Genomic DNA, 19,520 nt, shown 5'->3' with positions numbered 1-19,520 from the left:
CTTAGTTCATCCGCCGGGAGCCGTACCAAGTCTTTGCGATTGCTGCGAAAACACCAACCGCAACACCGGCGATCAGCCCAACGACCATTCTCTTGAGGATATCGGACGACACAGGAGACGGCGGCGCATAGATTGGCGACAAAAGCTGCGCAGGCTCATCAAGCTGCAACTGTGCATTTAGATTCGTAATCTTCTCGCGAAGATAATTGGAATCGTCGCGGGTAGCCAGATAAATCGCTTTCTGCCAATCCGATCCCTGCGACGATTCCATCAATTTCAAGTTGTCTGCGAGCTGACTCTCACTTGCAGCAATTTGTGCCTTGATGCCAGCTTCGCTCTGCAACGCCAAGGTCGATTGCTGCTCCTGGATAAGCTTTACGACTGCCGTCACACAACGCTCTGCGACTTCCGGTGCGGATGCGCTGAAGGATATCGATATCACGTCATCAGGTATCGCTGGAGCCGTGATTCTAACGCTTCGTGCCAGTTGCTCGCGTGTCGCGGTACCGCCTTCAGAACAGCTGGCAGCAAGCTTCATGTCAAATGCAGCCGGCGAACGCATACGGAATAGGAACCTGTCTCGTGGTTCCAACGGAACTACGGTGACGATTCGGTCAGATCCGGCTTTACTGACTTTTGCAAGGGCCAACTGCGCTGATGCCTCGAAAACAACCGGCGCTTTGCCCGCAAGCACACCCGAAACCGCTAGGCCTATGACCGAGCAAGCACCAACCAGAAGAAAGTTTCTCCTAAGAAAGGAAGCTAAAACGAAGAGATCTATTTCGTCGTCAAATCGCTTCTCGTTCATGGTGGCTCCCGACAACGTTCACAAACTTAGCTCGAGCGAAGTATGTTCATTCGTCCACAAACCGCTTCAACCGCATCCTCGCGCTTAAGTCAATGTTCGAAGCATTTCATCGCACATCAGTGGAACTGGGTCCCGACGCCTAACCAAGAGGCTGCGGAGCTCCACCGATGCCCTAACAAGTACTCGGACCAAGTCACCCAAACACCATCATCTGCGGCGGGACTGCCGCCAGCATGCCTAAGCGCCGTGCGGCGACATATCTCAGCAGCTGTTCCACCACCCTCGGCATGATCGGTTTCTGCACCACGCCGATCACGCCGCGCACGCCATCGGCAACGGCTTCGGGATTTGCCGTCATGAAGACGACGGAGATGCCGTGCTCTTGCGCGAGGTGGCGACCGATATCCGGGCCGGTCGCGCCGTCGGCAAGATTGACGTCGACAAAGGCGATATCGGCGAGAGGGGCGAGCCTGAGGGCCGCCTGTCGGTCCGATGCGAGGCCTGCGACACGCAGGCCCATCTCCTCGATCGTCATTTCGAGATCGAGCGCGATCAGAAGTTCGTCTTCGACAATCAGTACTCGCTGTTCCATCAGATGTTCCCGTTGCCAACTACGCATGACATTCGTGGCCATGACAGATCCCCTTGACGCTACACTGAGGAGACTCCGCCTCGTCGACGACAGACTGCGTCGAACAGGCTCGCAGCTTAAACGGGCGATGCGGCGATATGTTCCGGCGTGAAACGCAGCATTTCGCAATTAAACTTTTGTTAAGATTGATAGATTCTTAAGATCCGGACGGGTCGCAAAAAAGGCGGCCGCCCTGGCCGCCTTCCCAAATCCTCATTCCGGAGGCTCCTCAACCCTTGGCCTTCAGGACCAGAACCGGCTCCTTGCTGTAGTCGGCCGGGAATATCTCTTTCAGGTTTTCGATCTTCGGCAGGTCGTTATAGACGATATAGGGATAGGTCGGGTTCAGCGTCAGGAAATCCTGGTGATACTGCTCGGCCGGATAGAAGCCGGTATAGTCGGCAATCTTGGTGACGATCGGCTTCTTGAAGACATGCGCCTTGTCGAGCTGGGCGATATAGGCTTCGGCGACCTTGCGCTGTTCCGGGTCGGAAATAAACAGCGCCGAGCGGTATTGGGTGCCCTCGTCCGGTCCCTGGAAGTTCAGCTGCGTCGGGTTGTGCGCGACCGAGAAGAAGATCTGCAGAAGCTTGCCGTAGCTCACCTCTTTCGGATCGAAGACGACCTTGACGGATTCGGCATGGCCTGTCGTGCCGGTGCTGACCGTTTCGTACTGCGCGGTTGCGGCCTCGCCGCCGGCATAGCCGGAAACGGCGCTCTTGACACCCTTCACATGCTGAAAGACGCCCTGTACGCCCCAGAAGCAGCCGCCGGCGAAGACGGCGGTCTCCGTGCCGGATTTGCCCGCCTCGTCGATGGCGGGAGCAGGAATGACGACGGCTTCCTCGGCAGCGCGGCTGGCGACGGAACCGAGAGCGAGCGAAAGGGCTGCGGTCGCGAAAAGGGCGGCAAGGAATTTGCCTGATCTGCGGAAAGACATGGGAACTACCTCCGGGACAATGTGCCAAAAATCCTTGCCGATCGCCTCATAAGCCGCAAATCACAAGCTGGTCACTCACGCCGATGTGACGATTGCGCGAAAGCGAATGTGCGAAACTGGAACAGCTTTGAAGGTGAGTTGACAATTCCCCGGGGAGTGAGGACAGTGCCGCCGGTTCAGAGCCAGCATCCGGGGGGACCAATGTCTGCGCGCTCGTTCTTTGCTTTTTCCGCCATCCTCGCATCCGTGGTTTTTGTAGGCTTTTCGGCTTCGGCTGCCGAGGCCAGGCGCGATATCGTGACCGTCAAGGACGCGGATTATTTCGGTTTCGACCTGCGCACCGAACAGAACCTCTCGCTCGATCAGTGCAAGGCAGCCTGCATCGGCGACAAGAGCTGCAAGGCCTTCACCTATAATCCCAAGGTGAAGTGGTGCTTCCTGAAATCCGATTTCAAGACGATGAACGCCTTCCCGGGCGCCATCGCCGGCAGGATCGTCGAAACAGCGGCAGCCCCTGTCCCGCAGGAGCCGGACATCGGTGCTGCCCCCCGCCTGCCCTTCCTCTCCGACGATCTCGTCCAGCAGGCCCGCAATTTCCGCAACGATCTGTCGCTTGCCGATGACCAGCAGGGCCAGGGCGTCGACAGCCTGACGGCAGGCGCGCGGCTCGATCTTACCGGCGGCAATCTTGCCGATGCGCTGAAGGCCTTCCATGGCGCGCTCTCGATCACCCCCGACGATGGCGATCTCTGGATCGAAACGGCGCGTGCCGCCACCTCGCTCGGGGCACCCGACAGCGGCATTTTCGGCCAGGCGGTCATCGACGCATTGAACGGCTACCAGCTGACGCGCACGACCACCAGGCGCGCCGATGCGCTGGCGGTGCTTGCCAAGGCCCTGGAAAGGAATGGCAATTATCGCGATGCGCTGAATGCCTACAAGGCGAGCCTTGCGCTCGTCAGCGCCAGGGACGTGCAGGCGGACTACCTGCAGCTCAAGCAGACGCAGGGTTTCCGCATCACCGAACATACGGTCGATGCCGACAGCGCCACGCCCCGCGCCTGCGTCACCTTCTCCGAGGCTTTGGTCAAGACGGTCGACTATGCGCCCTTCGTGACGGTAAACGGCGCAGCACCCAAGGCGCTGGAGGCAAAGGACAGGCAGATCTGCGTCGAGGGCCTCGTCCACGGGGAGACCTACAAGATCGGCTTGCGCACCGGCCTGCCCTCCTCGGTCGACGAAGTCCTGGAAGCGCCTGTCACGATCGACGTCTATATCAAGGACCGCAGCCAGATGGTGCGCTTTACCGGCGACAGTTTCGTACTGCCGTCGACGGCGCGCCGCGGCATCCCGATTGTCTCCGTCAACATGGCCTCGGCCAATCTGAAGCTTTATCGCATCGGCGACCGCGGCATCGCACCGCTCCTGACCGGCTCCCAGTTCCTGACACAGCTTGACGGCTACAGCGCCCAGGCTATCCAGGACCAGAGCGGCGAACTCGTCTGGCAGGGTTCGATCGAGATTGCCAACGAGCTCAACAAGGATGTCGTCACCTCCTTCCCGGTTGACGAGGCCCTGCCCGAGCGCAAGCCCGGCATCTATGTGATGGTGGCCACCCCGCCGACCGGTCCCGTGCAGGACTGGGATTCGCAGGCCACACAATGGTTCCTCGTCTCCGATATCGGCATTACCACCTATGCCGGCACGGATGGCCTGAACGTCTTTGCCCGCTCGCTCGCCTCCGCCAAGCCGATGGCCGGTGTCGAATTGCAGCTGCTTGCCAAGAACAACGAAGTGCTCGGCACCGCCACGACCGATCAGAACGGTCGCGCCACCTTCACGGCCGGCCTGATGCGCGGCACCGCGGCCCTCACACCTGCCGTCATCACCGCCAGGAACGGCACGTCGGATTATGTCTTCCTCGACATGACGCGCGCCGGCTTTGACCTGTCCGACCGCGGCGTGACTGGGCGCGCCTCGCCCGGCGCGATCGACGTGCTGCCCTTCACCGAGCGCGGCATCTACCGCGCCGGCGAGACCGTGCATGCGACAGCCCTTGCCCGCGATACGGACGGCAACGCGATCGAGAACCTGCCGCTCACCTTCATCTTCTCACGGCCGGATGGCGTCGAGGACCGGCGCATCGTCAGCCAGACGAGCGATCTCGGCGGCTATCAGGTGGACCTGCAGACCCAAGAAAACGCCATGCGCGGCACCTGGACGATGAATGTCTATACCGACCCCAAGGGCTCGGCCATCGCGACAAAGACCTTCCTCGTCGACGATTTCGTGCCTGACCGCACCGACATGGAGATCAAGACCGCGTCCAAGGAGATCGGCACGGATACGCCCGCCACGATCACCATTTCCGGCAAATATCTCTATGGCGCGCCGGCGGCTGGCCTCGCCATAGAAGGCGACGTCGTCGTCAAACCGACGCGGGCGAACGCGGCCTATCCCGGATACCAGTTCGGCCTTGCCGACGAGGAGGCGAGTGAGGATTCGCGCCAGCCGATCGACGGCCTGCCGGCACTCGACGAGAATGGCGAGGCCTCGACGGATCTGACGATCGGCGAACTGCCGGCGACAACCCAGCTTTTGAACGCCACCGTCTATCTGCGCATGCAGGAGCCGGGTGGCCGCGCCATCGAGCGTTCGCTGGAAATCCCGGTCAAGACCGACCAGACGGCGATCGGCATCAAGCCGGAATTCGACGGCGACCTGCCGGAAAACGCGCTGGCGAATTTCACGGTGATCGGCCTCGATACTGAAGGCCAGAAGCAGGCAATGAAGGGCCTGCGCTGGAAGTTCTACAAGCTGCGCCGCGACTACCAATGGTACCGCGAGGGAACGGCCTGGAAATACGAGCCCACCTATACGCCCGAGGAAGTCGCCTCCGGTTCCGTGGATGCGACGGCCGAGAACGGCGGCAAGATCCAGGCGCCGGTCGAGCGGGGCCGCTACCGGCTCGAGGTGGAAAGCCCCGATGCCGACGGCCCGACCTCCAGCGTCGAATTCGATGCCGGCTGGTTCGTCGCCTCGACCTCGACGGAAACGCCTGACGGCCTGGAGATCGCGCTCGACAAGGACAGTTACAAGGTTGGCGAGACTGCCAAGCTGAAAGTGACGTCGCGCTATGGCGGCGAACTGATGATCACGGCCGGCACGGAAAAGCTAATTGCCGTTGAGAACGCCACTGTGGGCGAGGCCGGCGGCGAGGTCGATATTCCCGTTACCGCCGACTGGGGTGCCGGCGCCTATGTGACCGCGACCCTCTTCCGCCCGGGCGATTCCCTCGACACCCACATGCCGGCGCGTTCGATCGGCATCAAGTGGCTGAAGGTCGATCCGGCCGACCGCGCACTGCAGGTCAGGATCGACACGCCGGAAAAGATGCTGCCGCGCGCCCCACTCGATATCGGCCTGCAGGTTGCCGGCGCCGGCGCCAATGAGGAGGCCTATGTCACGGTTGCCGCCGTCGATGTCGGCATTCTCAATCTGACGCGCTACGAACCGCCGAACCCTGAAGACTGGTATTTCGGTCAGCGCCAGCTCGGCCTTGAAATCCGCGACCTTTATGGCCGGCTGATCGACGGCTCGCTGGGTGCGACCGGCAAGCTGCGCACCGGCGGCGACGGCGGCGCGATCGCGCTGCAGGCAAGCCCGCCGACGCAGAAGCTCGTCGCCTTCTTCGCCGGTCCGGTCAGGCTCGATGCCGAGGGCAAGGCGAAGGTCAGTTTCGATATTCCCCAGTTCAACGGCACGGCACGCGTCATGGCCGTTGCCTGGACGAAGACCGGTGTCGGCCACGCTGCCCGGGATGTCATCATCCGCGATCCCGTCGTCGTCACCGCAAGCCTGCCGAAGTTCCTTGCTCCGGGGGACAAAGCCAACCTGCGCCTCGACATCGCCAATACCGATGCGCCGGCCGGCGACTACAAACTGACGCTGACGGGCAATAGTGCGCTCAGCATCGATGGGCCGGCCGAGCAGACCCTGAAGCTCGAGGCCGGTGCCAGGTCCGACCTGACGCTGACATTGATCGGCGGCGAGCCGGGCGCTGGCCGCGTGGCGATCAACCTGTCGAACGATCAGGGCCTGTCGCTCGATCAGGTCGTGGACGTGCCGGTGCGGCCGTCGTCGCTGCCGGTCACCGAACGGCGCGTCATCGCGCTTGCGCCCGGCAAAAGCCTGACGATCGACAAGAACCTGCTGGCCGATAGCGTGCTGCCGGGTGCCTCGATCAGCGTCAACGTCACGCGCTCCGCCGCTTTCGACATGCCGGCCCTGCTGATGACGCTCGATCGTTATCCCTTCGGCTGCGCCGAGCAGACGACGAGCCGCGCGCTGCCGCTGCTCTATCTTGCCGAGGTCGCCAAGCAGGCCGGCATGGATGAAACGGATGACGATATCCACAAGCGCGTGCAGGATGCGATCTACCGTGTGCTTTCCTATCAGGCCTATGCGGGAAGCTTCGGCCTGTGGGGACCGGATTCCGGCGATCTCTGGCTCGATTCCTACGTCACGGATTTCCTGACGCGCGCCCGCGAGCAGAAATACGACGTGCCGGAGCGCGCACTGGTGCAGGCGCTGGAAAATCTGCAGAATTCGCTTTCCTACACGACGGACGTGAAGGGCAAGGGCGATGAGATCGCCTATGCCCTCTACGTGCTTGCCCGCAACAAGAAGGCTGCCGTCAGCGACCTGCGCTACTATGCAGACACGATGATCAACGATTTCCCGACACCGCTTGCCAAGGCCCATATCGCCGCAGCACTGGCGCTCTATGGCGATGCGACGCGTTCGAAAAACATTTTTGTGGACGCGCTGCAGATGTCGCAACAGTCGATGGTCACCCGCGTGAATTTCTCGCGCACCGACTACGGCTCCGTGCTGCGCGATGGCGCCGCAATCCTGGCGCTTGCGGCCGAGAGCCGGCCGGTTCCGCCCGTCATTCCCGAGCTTGCCAAGGCGGTCGCCCGCGAATGGGACCGCAGCAAATATACGAGCACCCAGGAACAGGCCTGGATGCTGCTTGCCGCACGCGCCCTGCAAAACGGCGACGACGACCTGAAGATCAACGTCAATGGCGCTGAGCGGACCGGCGCCTATATGGCGAAGATGACGGGTGACGCATTGATCGACCATCCGCTGACATTGACGAGCGCCGCCGGCGACACGGTCTCGGCCGTCGTCACCACGGTCGCCGCCCCCGTCAAGCCCCTGCCGGCCGGCGGCAACGGCTTTACCATCGAGCGCAGCTATTACACGCTGGACGGCGAAGAGGCCAATGTCAGTGAGGCGCAGCAGAACGAACGATATGTCGTCGTCCTTCATGTGACCGAGCAGAACGACTGGGCCTCGCGGATCGTCATCACCGATCTGCTGCCGGCCGGTTTCGAGATCGACAATCCGAGCCTTGTCGACAGCGCCCAGATGACGAATTTCGACTGGCTCGGCGAAATGTCCGCCGCTCATACCGAATTCCGCTACGACCGCTTCGTCGCCGCCTTCAACCGTACTGAAAATGCGGCACGCGATTTCAACGTCGCCTATGTCGTGCGCGCCGTCACTCCCGGCGTCTACGACCATCCGGCAGCGACCGTCGAGGACATGTATCGTCCCGATATGTCGGCCCGCACGGCGACCGGCAAGATGGAGGTCGTTGCGGCTCAACAATGAGGCGGTGGCGCAAGCTTGCAATCGGGACTGCGGCCGGCATTGTCGTTGCCGGCGCTTGCCTTTTTGTGCTTGAAGCCGCCGACCGGGCCTTTCCCCCGCCGCTCGAACAGGCCGTCTCCGTCTCGCCCGAAGTGCTCGATGCCGACGGGCAATTGCTGCGCGCCTTTGCGACACCGGAAGGGCGCTGGCGGCTGAAGACCGCCGTCTCCGATGTCGATCCGCTATTCGTCCGCATGCTGGTCGCCTATGAGGATCAGCGCTTCTACGAGCATGCCGGCATCGATGTCTGGGCGCTCGGGCGCGCGGCGCTGCAATTCGTCAGCAACGGCCGCATCGTATCCGGCGCCTCCACGCTCTCCATGCAGGTGGCAAGGCTGATCGAGCCGCGCGAAAGCCGGTCCCTTTCGGCAAAACTGCTGCAGATCGCGCGCGCCGTGCAGATCGAACGGCGGCTTTCCAAGGAGCAGATCCTCGATCTCTATCTCACCCATGCGCCCTATGGCGGCAACCTGGAAGGCGTACGCGCCGCAAGCCTTGCCTATTTCGGCAAGGAGCCGAAACGGCTGACCGTGGCAGAGGCCGCCCTTCTGGTCGCCCTGCCGCAATTGCCCGAAAAACGCCGCCCGGACAGAAATCTAAAGGCGGCGGAAGCGGCCCGCAAGCGGGTGCTCGACCGCATCGCCGTGGCCGCGGTCGTCGGCGATGGTGAGGCCGAGCGCGCCGAGGGTACCGCCATTCCCGCCCGCAGGCTGCAGCTTCCGGCCCTTGCCGCGCATGTTGCCGAGGCAGCCCTGCGCAGGGACCCGAAGGCGGTGGAGCACCGTACGACGCTGAAAAAGCAGGTCCAGACCGGTCTCGAATCCGTCGCGCGTGCCGCGACGATGAAACTCGGACCAAAGCTGTCGCTCGCCATGGTGATGGCGGACGCCGGGACCGGCGAGATCGTCGGCGAGGTGGGTTCGGCCGATTATTTCGATGCCAGCCGCTCCGGCTGGATCGACATGACGCGCATCAGCCGCTCGCCGGGCTCGACGCTCAAACCCTTCATCTACGGCCTTGCCTTCGAACAGGGGCTGGTGAGCCAGGAAACCATCATCGAGGACCGGCCGGCCGATTTCTTCGGCTACCGGCCGCGCAATTTCGACATGAGCTATCAGGGCGACGTGACGGTGCGCGAGGCCCTGCAGCTTTCCCTCAACGTACCGGCGGTCAAGCTGCTCGATGCGGTTGGCCCGTCACGGCTCATGGTGCGTTTCCGCCGTGCCGATGTGCGCCCGACCTTGCCGCCGAACGAGGCGCCGGGCCTGGCGATCGGCCTTGGCGGCGTCGGTATCACGCTGAAGGATCTCGTCCAGCTCTATACGGCGCTTGCCAATCGCGGCCAGCCGGTCAGGATCGGCGACGGCGTGACGAGCGAGCCAGGCAAGATCGACGGTGAACCCTTGCTGGAGCCGGTCGCGGTCTGGAATGTCGCCGACATACTCTCGGGCGTCGTACCGCCGGCCGGCGCAGCGCAACGCGGCGTCGCCTACAAGACCGGCACGAGCTACGGCTATCGCGATGCCTGGTCGGTCGGTTACGACGGACGCTACGTGCTGGGTGTCTGGGTCGGTCGGCCCGATAACAGCGCCGTACCCGGTCTGACGGGTTATGGCACAGCCGCACCCATTCTCTTCGAGGCGCTCGCGAAATCCGGCATCGCCACGACACCGCTGCCGCGCGCACCGGCAGGGGCCGTGCGCATCGCCCAGGCAGACCTGCCGTTCAGCCAGCGCCGTTTTGCCGTCAATGCCAACGGGCTGCTCGCCGCTTCCGGACGCGAGCCGTCGCCGCAGATCGTCTATCCACCGGAGGGCGCCCATGTCGACCTCGGGGCAAAGGCGGGCGATCTGACGCCGCTGATGCTCAAGCTTCAGGGCGGGCGCGCGCCCTTCCGCTGGCTTGCCAACGGCAAGCCGCTGCCCGATCTCTCCCGACGGCGCACGCAAAGCTGGATGCCGGATGGTGGCGGTTATTCCAAGCTGACGGTGATCGATTCCATGGGACGGGCGGCAAGCGTCGGCATCTTCGTCGACTGAGGGAGGAACAAAAGCGCCTCACAACCGTTGGAAGATGTCTCCTCCAAACGGCAAAATGACCCCATGACGCTCCCCTCCGCGACCTATCGGGTCCAGTTCCGCAACGGCATGACCTTCGATCGCGCCTGCGCCCTCGTACCCTATCTGAAGTCGCTCGGCATCAGCCACCTCTATGCCTCGCCGGTCTTCACGGCGGCCAGCGGATCGACGCATGGCTACGACGTAACCGATCCCAACGAGATCGACCCGGGGCTTGGCGGAAGGGCGGGCTTCGACCGCCTGACGCAGACACTGTCGGAAGCGGGCATGGGCCTGATCCTCGACATCGTACCGAACCATATGGCCGCTTCACTGGAGAATGCCTTGTGGCGCAGCGTCCTGGAGTTCGGCAGGCATAGCCCGTTTGCAGGCTATTTCGACATAGACTGGAGCGAGCGGCTGACCTTGCCGCAGCTTGGCGGGAGTTTCGCCGATTGCCTTGCTGCCGGCGAACTGGCGATCACCGTCGACGAGGCGCATGGTAATCTGGCGATCGGCTATTACGACACGCTCTTTCCACTGAGCACGGAAAGCTATGCTCTGCTCTCTGCGGAAGCGGATGACCCGGTCCTCGCCGGGATGGCGGAACTGACGGCTTCCGGTGACGGCAAAGAGCTGCATCGCCGCCTGCGCGACAGGATCTTCGAGGCCGGTGATCTTGCAAGGCTGAGCGGAAGGCTCACGGAGATTTCAAAAGACCATGCCTTCATGACGCGATTGCACGGACTGCAGCACTGGCAGCTTCTGCGCTGGCAGGAGGCTTCGGAACATCTGAGCTACCGCCGGTTCTTCGAGGTGACGGGACTGGTCGGCCTGCGGGTCGAGGATGCCGGGGTCTTCGAGGCGAGCCACCGGCTGGTTCTCGATCTCGTGCGTCAGGGCCAGGTACAGGGCCTGCGCATCGACCATATCGACGGTCTGGCAGAACCGCGAGCCTATCTCGATCGCCTGCGGGAGGCTGTCGGCGCGGACACCTTTATCGTGGTCGAGAAGATCCTCGGCCCAGGTGAGGCCTTGCCCGCCGACTGGCCGGTACAGGGAACGACGGGCTACGAATTCATTACGGCCTTGAGCAGGCTCTTCGTGGAGGGCAATGGCTTACGCAAACTCGATGAAGCCTATTGCCGGCTGGCGGATGGCAACGGCGATTTCGCGGCCGCCCGGAGGGCGGCGAAGCGGCTGATGGTCGAACGGAATTTCGCCGGCGAGACGGCCCGCCTCGTCCGCATCGCAGCCGGCCTCCTTCCCGAACTGTCGAAAGAGGAAATTGCCGGCGCGATCTCAGAGCTTCTGATCGCCTTCTCCGTCTATCGCACCTATGGAGCCGACGGCCTGCTCGACGCGCGGGATACGGATATCCTGAAGAAAGCCGAGATGGCGGCGGCGGGCTATCTGGACCACGCGCAGCCATTGCAGAGCGTCGCTGCCATTCTCGAAGGCAGGCATGACAACGAGACGGCCCGCGAGTTCCGCATCCGGTTTCAGCAGCTCTCCGGTCCCGTCATGGCAAAAGCAATGGAGGATACGCTGTTCTACCGCTACAACCGGCTGCTGGCGGCAAACGAGGTCGGCGGCGAGCCGGATCATGTGACCGGCGGCATCGAGGCATTTCACCAGTTCATGCAGGACCGCGCACGCTCCCAGCCTTCGGGCCTTCTGGCAACGTCGACGCACGACACCAAACGCGGGGAGGATGCGCGGGCGCGGCTTTATGCTGTCAGCGAAGGCGCCGGCGTCTTTGCCGACGCCGTCGGACATTGGCGCCGACTGAACGAAAACAACCGCGTCGAGCTGCCGGATGGCGCGGCGCCGGAACCCGATCTGGAATGGATGCTCTACCAGGCGCTTGCCGGCGCCTGGCCCGAGGATTTCGACCGCCGCCACTTTGCCGCGCTGCACGAACGCTTCACCGCCTATGCGCAAAAGGCCGTTCGCGAAGCCAAGCTGCGCACCGCCTGGACGGCGCCGGACAGTGCCTATGAGGAAGCGGTCCTCGCCTATGCCGCTGCCCTTGTCTCACCCGATAACGACGCATTCATCGACGATTTCGCTCGCGTTCTGCAGCCCTTTATCGAGGCCGGTTATGTCAACAGCCTGTCCCAGACGCTGATCAAGCTGACGGCGCCGGGTATCCCCGATATCTATCAGGGAGCAGAGGGCTTCGATTTCAGTTTCGTCGATCCCGATAACAGGCGCCCGCCGGATTTCGAGACCTTGAGCGGCTGGCTTGCCGAGGGCGGGCCGCTGGCAAGGCTGCAGGCCGCGGCACTGAAACAGCGCATCATCCAGATCGGCCTCGGGCTTCGCATGGAACGCAGCCGGCTTTTCACGGACGGGGATTACCTGCCGCTTGCCGTTGACGGGGCCAGAAGCGATCATGTCGTCGCCTTTGCCCGCCTGCATCACGAGAACTTCGCCATCACGGTCGCGCCGCGACTGATGTTCGGCTGGCTCGACCCCGGTGTGCTCTTCGCCGGCCCGGAATTCTGGGCCGATACGGCCATTGCCGTGCCCTCCCCCCTTCACGGGCTCAAGGCCGACCTGCTGACCGGCAAGATGCTGGAGCCGGGGAGCAGGATCTTGCTTGCCGCGCTGCTCGGGGACCAGCCGGCGGCGCTGATCGTTCCGGCCTGACCGCAGGCGAAAAAATCCGCGCCGGCAAAAAAACTGTTGACCTTCCAGTTGCTGGAAGGTTCATAAAGCTGTCCGGATGCCAGAAAGGCATGAAAGGCGCAGCATTATGGATAACAAGCACGATCATCGTCATCACGGTCACGACCATCACCACCATGACGCGGGAGCACCCGCAGGAAAACCCGCAGAGACCGTCGTGCGCGATCCCGTCTGCGGCATGACGGTCGATCCCGATGCCGGCAAACCGTCCCTCGACTATGAAGGACACACCTACCATTTCTGCTGCGACGGCTGCCGCAAGAAATTCGAGGCAACGCCGCTGGATTACCTCACCGCGACGGACCCGGTCTGCGGCATGAGCGTCGACCGCGCCAGCGCCAGGCATTTCCTGAAGCACGAGGGCGAGAAATTCTACTTCTGCTCGGCCGGCTGCAAGGCGAAATTCGAAGCCGTCCCCGAAAACTATCGCGACGGAAGGAAGCCTGCCGCAGCGGCCATGCCGAAGGGTACGCTCTATACCTGCCCCATGCATCCCGAGGTCGTCAGCGACCGTCCCAGCGACTGCCCGAAATGCGGCATGGCGCTGGAGCCGATGGGCATTCCGCCCGAGGATGAGGGGCCGAACCCGGAACTCGTCGATTTCACGCGCCGGCTGTGGATCAGCGCTCTTCTGGCCGCCCCGCTCCTCATCCTCACCATGGGGCCGATGATCGGGCTCGCCTTCCCGCGCGAGGCACTCGGTGAGCCGCTGGCGAGCTATGTCGAAATGCTCCTGGCGACGCCGGTCGTGCTGTGGGCAGCCCTTCCCTTCTTCCGCCGCGCCCGGGCATCGCTCGTCAACCGCAGCCCGAACATGTGGACGCTGATCGGCCTCGGCGTCGGCACCGCCTATCTCTACAGCGTCGTGGCGACGCTGGCGCCCGATCTCTTTCCCCACAGTTTCCGCGGCCACGGCGGCTCCGTGCCTGTCTATTTCGAGGCGGCTGCCGTCATCGTCGCGCTTGTCTTCGTCGGGCAGGTACTGGAATTGAAGGCACGCGAGCGCACCGGCTCTGCCATCCGCGCCCTGCTCGATCTCGCACCCAAGACTGCCCGCCGCGTCAATGCCGACGGCAGCGAAAGCGACGTGCCTGTCGACGAGATCGTGACCGGCGACCGGCTGCGCGTACGCCCCGGTGAACGCGTACCCGCCGACGGTTCCGTCGTCGAAGGGCAATCGACCGTCGATGAATCGATGATCACCGGTGAGCCCTTGCCGGTCGAGAAGGCAAAGGGCGACGCACTGACGGGCGGCACCATGAACGGGAACGGCGCGCTCATCATGACTGCCGAAAAGGTCGGTGCCGATACGACGCTGTCCCGCATTGTCGATATGGTGGCGAAGGCGCAGCGCTCGCGCGCCCCGATCCAGGGTGCCGTCGATCGCGTTTCGGCGATCTTCGTTCCGGCTGTCGTTGCAGCCGCCGTCGCAGCCTTCCTCATCTGGTCTTTTGTCGGGCCGGAGCCGCGGCTGGCCAACGCGCTGCTCGCCGCCGTCGCCGTGCTCATCATCGCCTGCCCCTGCGCGCTCGGCCTCGCAACGCCGATGTCGATCATGATCGCCACCGGGCGCGGCGCGCAGGAAGGCGTGCTGATCAAGGATGCGGAAGCGCTGGAGCGTTTCTCAAAGGTCGATACGTTGATCGTCGACAAGACGGGCACGCTGACCGAAGGCAAGCCCAGACTGACGGACGTCCTCCCCTCGGGCGGAACTGATGAAAAACATCTGCTGGCGCTTGCCGCAAGCCTGGAACGCGGCTCCGAACATCCGCTCGCCGAGGCAATCGTCTCGGGCGCGGAAGAACGCGGGCTCACCCTCAGCGACGTCACAGGTTTTCAGGCAAGGACCGGCAAGGGTGTGGAAGGCACGGTCGGCAGCGCATCGGTCGCGCTTGGCAACGCCGCCATGCTCGCCGATCTCGGCATCGATCCGGCAGCGCTTTCAGACCGGGCCGAAGCGCTGCGCGGGGACGGCAAGACCGTCATGTTCGTCGCCCTCGACGGTCGTCTGGCGGGCCTTGTCGCCGTCGCCGACCGCATCAAGCCAACGACGGCTGCGGCCATCAGGGCACTGCATGACAGCGGCCTGAAGATCATCATGGCGACCGGCGACAATGAACGCACGGCACGCGCCGTGGCCAAAAGTCTCGGGATCGACGAGGTCCGCGCCGATGTTCTGCCCGAGGACAAGAAGGCGCTGGTCGATGAACTCCGCGCAAGAGGCGCTGTCATCGCCATGGCCGGTGATGGGGTCAACGATGCGCCGGCGCTGGCCGCCGCCGATGTCGGCATCGCCATGGGCACGGGTGCCGATGTTGCGATGGAAAGTGCCGGCATTACATTGGTGAAGGGCGATCTCAACGGAATCGTCCGCGCCAGGCGGCTCGCCGAAGCGACGATGCGCAACATCCGCCAGAATCTCGGCTTTGCCTTCGGCTATAATGCGCTCGGCATCCCCGTCGCGGCGGGCGTGCTCTACCCGATCTTCGGCCTGCTGCTCTCGCCGATGATCGCGGCGGCCGCCATGAGCCTCTCCTCGGTCTCCGTCATCGGCAATGCGCTGAGGCTGAGAGTGGAAAAACTGTAGGAAACCAGACGATGAACATCGGCGAAGCCTCTGAACAGTCCGGCCTGCCTTCGAAGACCATCCGCTATTACGAGGATATCGGCCTGATCCGCCCCGACCGGGGCGGAAACGGCTATCGCGACTATACGGCTTCGGACGTGCACAAGCTGCGTTTCCTGCAGCGCTCGCGTGGCCTCGGCTTCTCGGTGGAGGAGTGCCGTCAGCTCTTGGCGCTGTACGAGGACAAGAGCCGGGCAAGCGCCGACGTCAAGGGGATTGCCGAAGCGAAGCTTTCGGAAATCGACCGGAAGATCCGCGAGCTGACGGAATTGCGGCGCACGCTCGAACATCTCGTTCATGCCTGCCACGGCAATGATCGTCCGGACTGCCCGATCCTCGAAGAGCTCTCCGACAGCGCCCCCTGAGCCCCGTTATCTCCCGCCCTGTCTGCTCAGGAAAGCGGCGGCTGGTCCTTGCCGGCCGTGTCGGAGGTTTCCCTCTCCTCGGCCTCCTCATCATGTTCATCCTCGACCGTCGTGTCGTCCAGCCGGTGCTTGATTGCCAGCGCGTAGATGACGTCGAGGATATTGCGGTCCCTCAGATGCGGATCGGTCAGCGCCAGCAGCGAGGCACGAACGATCTTCTTGCTGGAGGCTTTGGGGCAGCGCTTGCGGACAAAATCATAAAGCGCATCGCCCACCAGACCTTCCATGGCGCCGTCCACGAGAGCCTCGTAGACTCGCTTTTTTTCTTTCATTGTATGTATTCCCCTGCAAATCAGCGGGGCCATACTCTGTCATGTAACTGTCACAAACAATCGCCCGGACCGCTGTGTCGACAGTTGAACAGCTGTGCAACAGTGGAAAGCGACAGATTTTCTTGTGGCCTGTCGCGATATACTCCCGGCAAGCCTCCACCGGCGCTCGCAACTCACGCTTCCAGGCTGCGCAGTTCTGAAAAATCGCTGACGTCGTCCTGGCAAATCTTGGGACTGCAGCCCGGCTATGTCGCTCCGCCCTCGATCCAGGCATAGCCGATGGCGAACTTGTGGTTCGGATGTCCGAAGAGATAGGGCAGAGCAAGCGTGTTTGTCTGCGGCAGCTCGATGCCTGCCGCCTGAAGCCGCGCTGCAAAATCCGCCGGTATCGTTGCGTCCGTTTCGCTGCGCCCGCGCCAGAGGACGAGAACAGGTCCTTTCGCATTGGCATAGTCGGGCAATGCCGGATCGGGAAAGTCCGGCAGCACGGTCGGCACGTCGGGCAATTGCAGACGGAAATTGCCGGCAAGATATTTGCTGGACGCGATGATCAGGACGGGCTGGCGGGCGGCAGTCAGTTCCGAGGCGAACCGGACCATCGGCGCGTTCAGGATCGGATAGCTCCCCACATGTTGAGCCCCCACGATCCGCAGCGTCAGCACCGTAATGATGATGGCCATCGCGACCGGCACAACAGGCAGGAAACGGCGTATCCCGACAGACAGATCGAAGCCCGCGGCCTGCATTTTCAGCAACAGATAAACGGGCAGGATCAGCAGGAAGGGATCGAGCCAGCGCTCGTGAATATGGCTTGCGCCGCCAACGACGACGAGGGCGACGGCAAGCAGGCTTGCCGCCATCATCCGTTCGATCAGGCGTATCATCGGGCTGGTTGCCGTGAGCGCCCGGAAGAAATCGCGACGGAAAGCGGCGGCGAAAAGGACGGTCGGCAGGGCCGAGAAGCCGATGACCGCAACGACGAGGGAGACAAGCCCCTGGCCGATACGCAGGATCGTGCTTGACGCCTCGTGCCGGGCCGTCATCCGCTGCAGGGTGGCGGACGACGCGCTGTCGATATTGTCCAGCAGCCAGAAGGCGTGCGGAAGGACGATCAGGAGGCCGACGGCAATCGCCGCAAGCATGCGCCAGTCGAACAGACGGCGCCGCCATTCCTTGTCGGCCAGGACCGCGAGCAAGGCAGCGGCCGGCAGAATGGCAAAATTATACTTCGAGATCACGCCGATGCCGGCAGCAATGCCGACCAGGAGATAGGAGGCGAGCGTCGGCCTTTGCAGGGTTCTGAACAGGCTGTAGAGAAAGAGCCCGGTTGCGACAAGCAGCGCCACGGTATGGGTCAGCTCGCGCTGTGCCAGAAAGCCAACCTGCGGCAGGGTGATGAGGCTCAGCATCGCGACCGACGCAAGCACCTTGTCCTTCAGTGCCTCCCGCGCGGCGAGCCCATAGAGCACATAACAGAGAAAAAGCAGGATGTTCTTCGGGATTGCGAGCGTCCAGATCGACAGGCCGGCAACCGAGACGACCGCATATTGCAGCCAGTTGTAGAAGGGCGGCTGGGGACCATAGCCCAGGAAGAGATATTGCGAGAAGAAGGCCTGCTCGGATTCGTCGAGACCAAGCGTGTCGGGAAGCGCGATCCGAAACACGATATTGACGACAAAATAGAATGCCAGGAACAGGCTCGCAGCGGTGAGGCTGCTGCCGATCCGCGCGAGCAGTGATCGCCGGCCCGCCTGGCTTTCCTCAAGCGGTGGAAGGAGGATACTTTCGGAGCTCACTATCTGCTGACCGATCTCACGACAGCAGGATTTACGGTCTTACAAACAGCTTGCCCAAGCTGAGCGTATCCTCTTCGAGGCATGCATATATCCCCCAGTAAATGCAGTCCTAGTTAGCAGGCCGATCCATCCCGGGGAAGTGCAAATGACCGCGAATGGCGGAAATATGGAGACCTGCCCGGCCGTTTCGATCCGATTATTTGAGCCGGCTACATAAAAGCCACAGACATCAGGCAAGATACTCTTATGGCTACTCGGGTTTCCGCCAGGAGCAGTGCGAGCCGAGTTGTTTGGACTTTCATGCGGCGCGAAGACGAAGCGGCATGACATCGCCTGCTTGTCCAGGCGGACCAATACGTAAGTTTAGTTCCGCAGGCTCGGGGATCGGCGTAACGTCCTGCCCATCGCCCGAAGCCTCCTCCTGACGGGCGATAGAAATCTCGGTTGAGCTTCCCGGTGTCCCTCCCCTCCGCCCGAAGCCACGGATTGCCCGAGGATCCGCAAGTGGCCGCCTTCGGCATATCGGAGGCGGCCTTTTTTCTTTTCGGTTGGCGGATCGATTGCGAAGAGGCAGGCCCGCAACGGCGGGGCGCACCTGAACCTATCGGCAGGCGGTCTAAACGTAGGTATGATTCAGCTCTGCAGCCCGCGTGATTAACGTTTGGCCGTTCCGGACGAAGCCCGGTTCGATCGTCACAACACGCGAGCTGCCGTCATGTATCAGGATTCGATTGATCACTTCGCCCAGTCCGGTGAAGAAAAAGCCGATGCCGTCCGTCACCACTTTGCTGCCTTCCTTATCGGGGCAGCCATGGCAGGAGCCTATATCGGTTTCGGCGATATCATCATGTTCACCGCCGGCGCACATGCCGATCCCGCCTGGGCGCACCTTGTCATGGGCGTAGTCTTTTCTTCTGCCCTGACGATCGTCGTCTTTGCCGGCAGCGAGCTTTTTACCGGAACGGCCATGTATATGCCGCTTTCCGTGCTGACGCGGCGCAGCAATATTGCCGATATGTTGCTTGTCTGGGCAACGGCCTGGATCGGCAATCTGATCGGCGCCATGGTGCTTGCCGGCCTGTTCCATCTGGCCGGCGGCGGCGTGCTTCTGGGTGACGGAAGCCAGGCGTTCTTCTCCATCGTCTCGGCCAAGATGTCGGCCGGTTCGCTGGAGCTTCTTGCCCGCGGCATTCTCTGCAACTGGCTTGTCTGCCTCGCCATCTGGATGGCGGGACGCACCGAAAACGCCGCGGCCAAGATCATGCTGATCTTCTGGCCGATCACCATCTTCGTTGCCGCCGGCTACGAACACAGCGTCGCCAACATGTTCACCTTCTCGATGGCGCTGATGGGCGACCATCCGGCCAATATCACGCTCTTTGCCGCCGTCCACAATCTCGTCTGGGTGACGCTCGGCAACCTCATCGGCGGTGCCGTCTTCATGGCGCTTGGCTACTGGCTGCAGGCCGACGGCACCGGCCACGTTTCCTTCGCACCGGCCCCGGTCCGCCTCCGCACGAAACCATCTGCAAACCGCGGCGAAAAGTGAG

12 protein-coding genes are annotated in these 19,520 nt (G+C 62.8%); 6 read left to right on the top strand and 6 right to left on the bottom strand.

Annotated elements, in window-relative coordinates; genetic code table 11:
* Position 1 precedes the first annotated feature (1 nt).
* The 3 genes from ACU8HS_RS25225 to msrA form a co-directional block, all read right to left on the bottom strand.
* On the bottom strand, positions 2-808 hold the full coding sequence (locus tag ACU8HS_RS25225) for a Wzz/FepE/Etk N-terminal domain-containing protein (RefSeq protein WP_447015942.1): 807 nt from the start codon (positions 806-808) through the stop codon (positions 2-4).
* Between the two features lie 193 nt (positions 809-1,001).
* Positions 1,002-1,442 carry a response regulator gene (locus ACU8HS_RS25220; protein ID WP_113413993.1) on the bottom strand — a complete coding sequence of 147 codons (441 nt, stop codon included), beginning with the start codon at positions 1,440-1,442 and terminating at the stop codon, positions 1,002-1,004.
* A 226-nt stretch (positions 1,443-1,668) separates the two neighbouring features.
* Entirely contained in the window at positions 1,669-2,379 is a 711-nt protein-coding gene (gene msrA, locus ACU8HS_RS25215) for a peptide-methionine (S)-S-oxide reductase MsrA (protein ID WP_112759362.1), read from the bottom strand.
* 201 nt (positions 2,380-2,580) lie between these two features.
* Here msrA and ACU8HS_RS25210 point away from each other — a divergent pair, with 201 nt between their 5' ends.
* The 5 genes from ACU8HS_RS25210 (at position 2,581) to cueR (ending at position 15,842) form a co-directional block, all read left to right on the top strand.
* Positions 2,581-8,061, top strand: a complete 5,481-nt coding sequence (locus ACU8HS_RS25210) for an MG2 domain-containing protein (protein ID WP_447015941.1) — start codon at positions 2,581-2,583, stop codon at positions 8,059-8,061.
* Positions 8,058-10,139, top strand: a complete 2,082-nt coding sequence (gene pbpC / locus ACU8HS_RS25205; protein WP_447016457.1) for a penicillin-binding protein 1C — start codon at positions 8,058-8,060, stop codon at positions 10,137-10,139. The genes ACU8HS_RS25210 and pbpC overlap by 4 nt, the downstream gene beginning before the upstream one ends.
* Before the next feature lie 63 nt (positions 10,140-10,202).
* The gene (treY, locus tag ACU8HS_RS25200) at positions 10,203-12,812 is read left to right on the top strand and encodes a malto-oligosyltrehalose synthase (RefSeq protein WP_447016456.1); all 2,610 of its coding nucleotides are present in this window, start codon (positions 10,203-10,205) and stop codon (positions 12,810-12,812) included.
* A 106-nt stretch (positions 12,813-12,918) separates the two neighbouring features.
* Positions 12,919-15,438: a heavy metal translocating P-type ATPase gene (locus ACU8HS_RS25195; RefSeq protein WP_447016455.1), complete on the top strand. Its 2,520-nt coding sequence runs from the start codon at positions 12,919-12,921 to the stop codon at positions 15,436-15,438.
* Between the two features lie 11 nt (positions 15,439-15,449).
* On the top strand, positions 15,450-15,842 hold the full coding sequence (gene cueR / locus ACU8HS_RS25190; RefSeq protein ID WP_447016454.1) for a Cu(I)-responsive transcriptional regulator: 393 nt from the start codon (positions 15,450-15,452) through the stop codon (positions 15,840-15,842).
* Between the two features lie 26 nt (positions 15,843-15,868).
* On the opposite strand, the gene ACU8HS_RS25185 is transcribed toward cueR, so the two are convergent.
* The 3 genes from ACU8HS_RS25185 to ACU8HS_RS25175 all read right to left on the bottom strand — a co-directional run bounded on the left by ACU8HS_RS25185 (position 15,869) and on the right by ACU8HS_RS25175 (position 18,754).
* Positions 15,869-16,174, bottom strand: coding sequence for a hypothetical protein (locus ACU8HS_RS25185; protein WP_112704355.1), 306 nt, complete (start codon positions 16,172-16,174; stop codon positions 15,869-15,871).
* Between the two features lie 245 nt (positions 16,175-16,419).
* Positions 16,420-17,910: a glycosyltransferase family 39 protein gene (locus tag ACU8HS_RS25180; protein ID WP_447016461.1), complete on the bottom strand. Its 1,491-nt coding sequence runs from the start codon at positions 17,908-17,910 to the stop codon at positions 16,420-16,422.
* Positions 17,911-18,586: 676 nt separating this feature from the next.
* Positions 18,587-18,754 carry a hypothetical protein gene (locus ACU8HS_RS25175; RefSeq protein ID WP_162703033.1) on the bottom strand — a complete coding sequence of 56 codons (168 nt, stop codon included), beginning with the start codon at positions 18,752-18,754 and terminating at the stop codon, positions 18,587-18,589.
* Here ACU8HS_RS25175 and ACU8HS_RS25170 point away from each other — a divergent pair.
* Entirely contained in the window at positions 18,686-19,519 is an 834-nt protein-coding gene (locus ACU8HS_RS25170) for a formate/nitrite transporter family protein (RefSeq protein WP_112759356.1), read from the top strand. The two genes, ACU8HS_RS25175 and ACU8HS_RS25170, sit on opposite strands and share 69 nt — an antisense overlap.
* The last annotated feature ends 1 nt before the right edge of the window (position 19,520 follow it).

This window comes from Rhizobium sp. KDH_Rht_773_N, from assembly GCF_052946295.1.
Note: the sequence above shows the minus strand (reverse complement) of the source record. Positions and strands in the feature narration are given on the sequence as shown.

Bases quoted from the DNA above. Each gene is read 5' to 3' on its own strand.
- ACU8HS_RS25225 (WP_447015942.1), bottom strand. From the start codon at position 808: ATGAACGAGAAGCGATTTGACGACGAAATAGATCTCTTCGTTTTAGCT.
- ACU8HS_RS25220 (WP_113413993.1), bottom strand. From the start codon at position 1,442: ATGGCCACGAATGTCATGCGTAGTTGGCAACGGGAACATCTGATGGAA.
- msrA (WP_112759362.1), bottom strand. From the start codon at position 2,379: ATGTCTTTCCGCAGATCAGGCAAATTCCTTGCCGCCCTTTTCGCGACC.
- ACU8HS_RS25210 (WP_447015941.1), top strand. From the start codon at position 2,581: ATGTCTGCGCGCTCGTTCTTTGCTTTTTCCGCCATCCTCGCATCCGTG.
- pbpC (WP_447016457.1), top strand. From the start codon at position 8,058: ATGAGGCGGTGGCGCAAGCTTGCAATCGGGACTGCGGCCGGCATTGTC.
- treY (WP_447016456.1), top strand. From the start codon at position 10,203: ATGACGCTCCCCTCCGCGACCTATCGGGTCCAGTTCCGCAACGGCATG.
- ACU8HS_RS25195 (WP_447016455.1), top strand. From the start codon at position 12,919: ATGGATAACAAGCACGATCATCGTCATCACGGTCACGACCATCACCAC.
- cueR (WP_447016454.1), top strand. From the start codon at position 15,450: ATGAACATCGGCGAAGCCTCTGAACAGTCCGGCCTGCCTTCGAAGACC.
- ACU8HS_RS25185 (WP_112704355.1), bottom strand. From the start codon at position 16,174: ATGAAAGAAAAAAAGCGAGTCTACGAGGCTCTCGTGGACGGCGCCATG.
- ACU8HS_RS25170 (WP_112759356.1), top strand. From the start codon at position 18,686: ATGTATCAGGATTCGATTGATCACTTCGCCCAGTCCGGTGAAGAAAAA.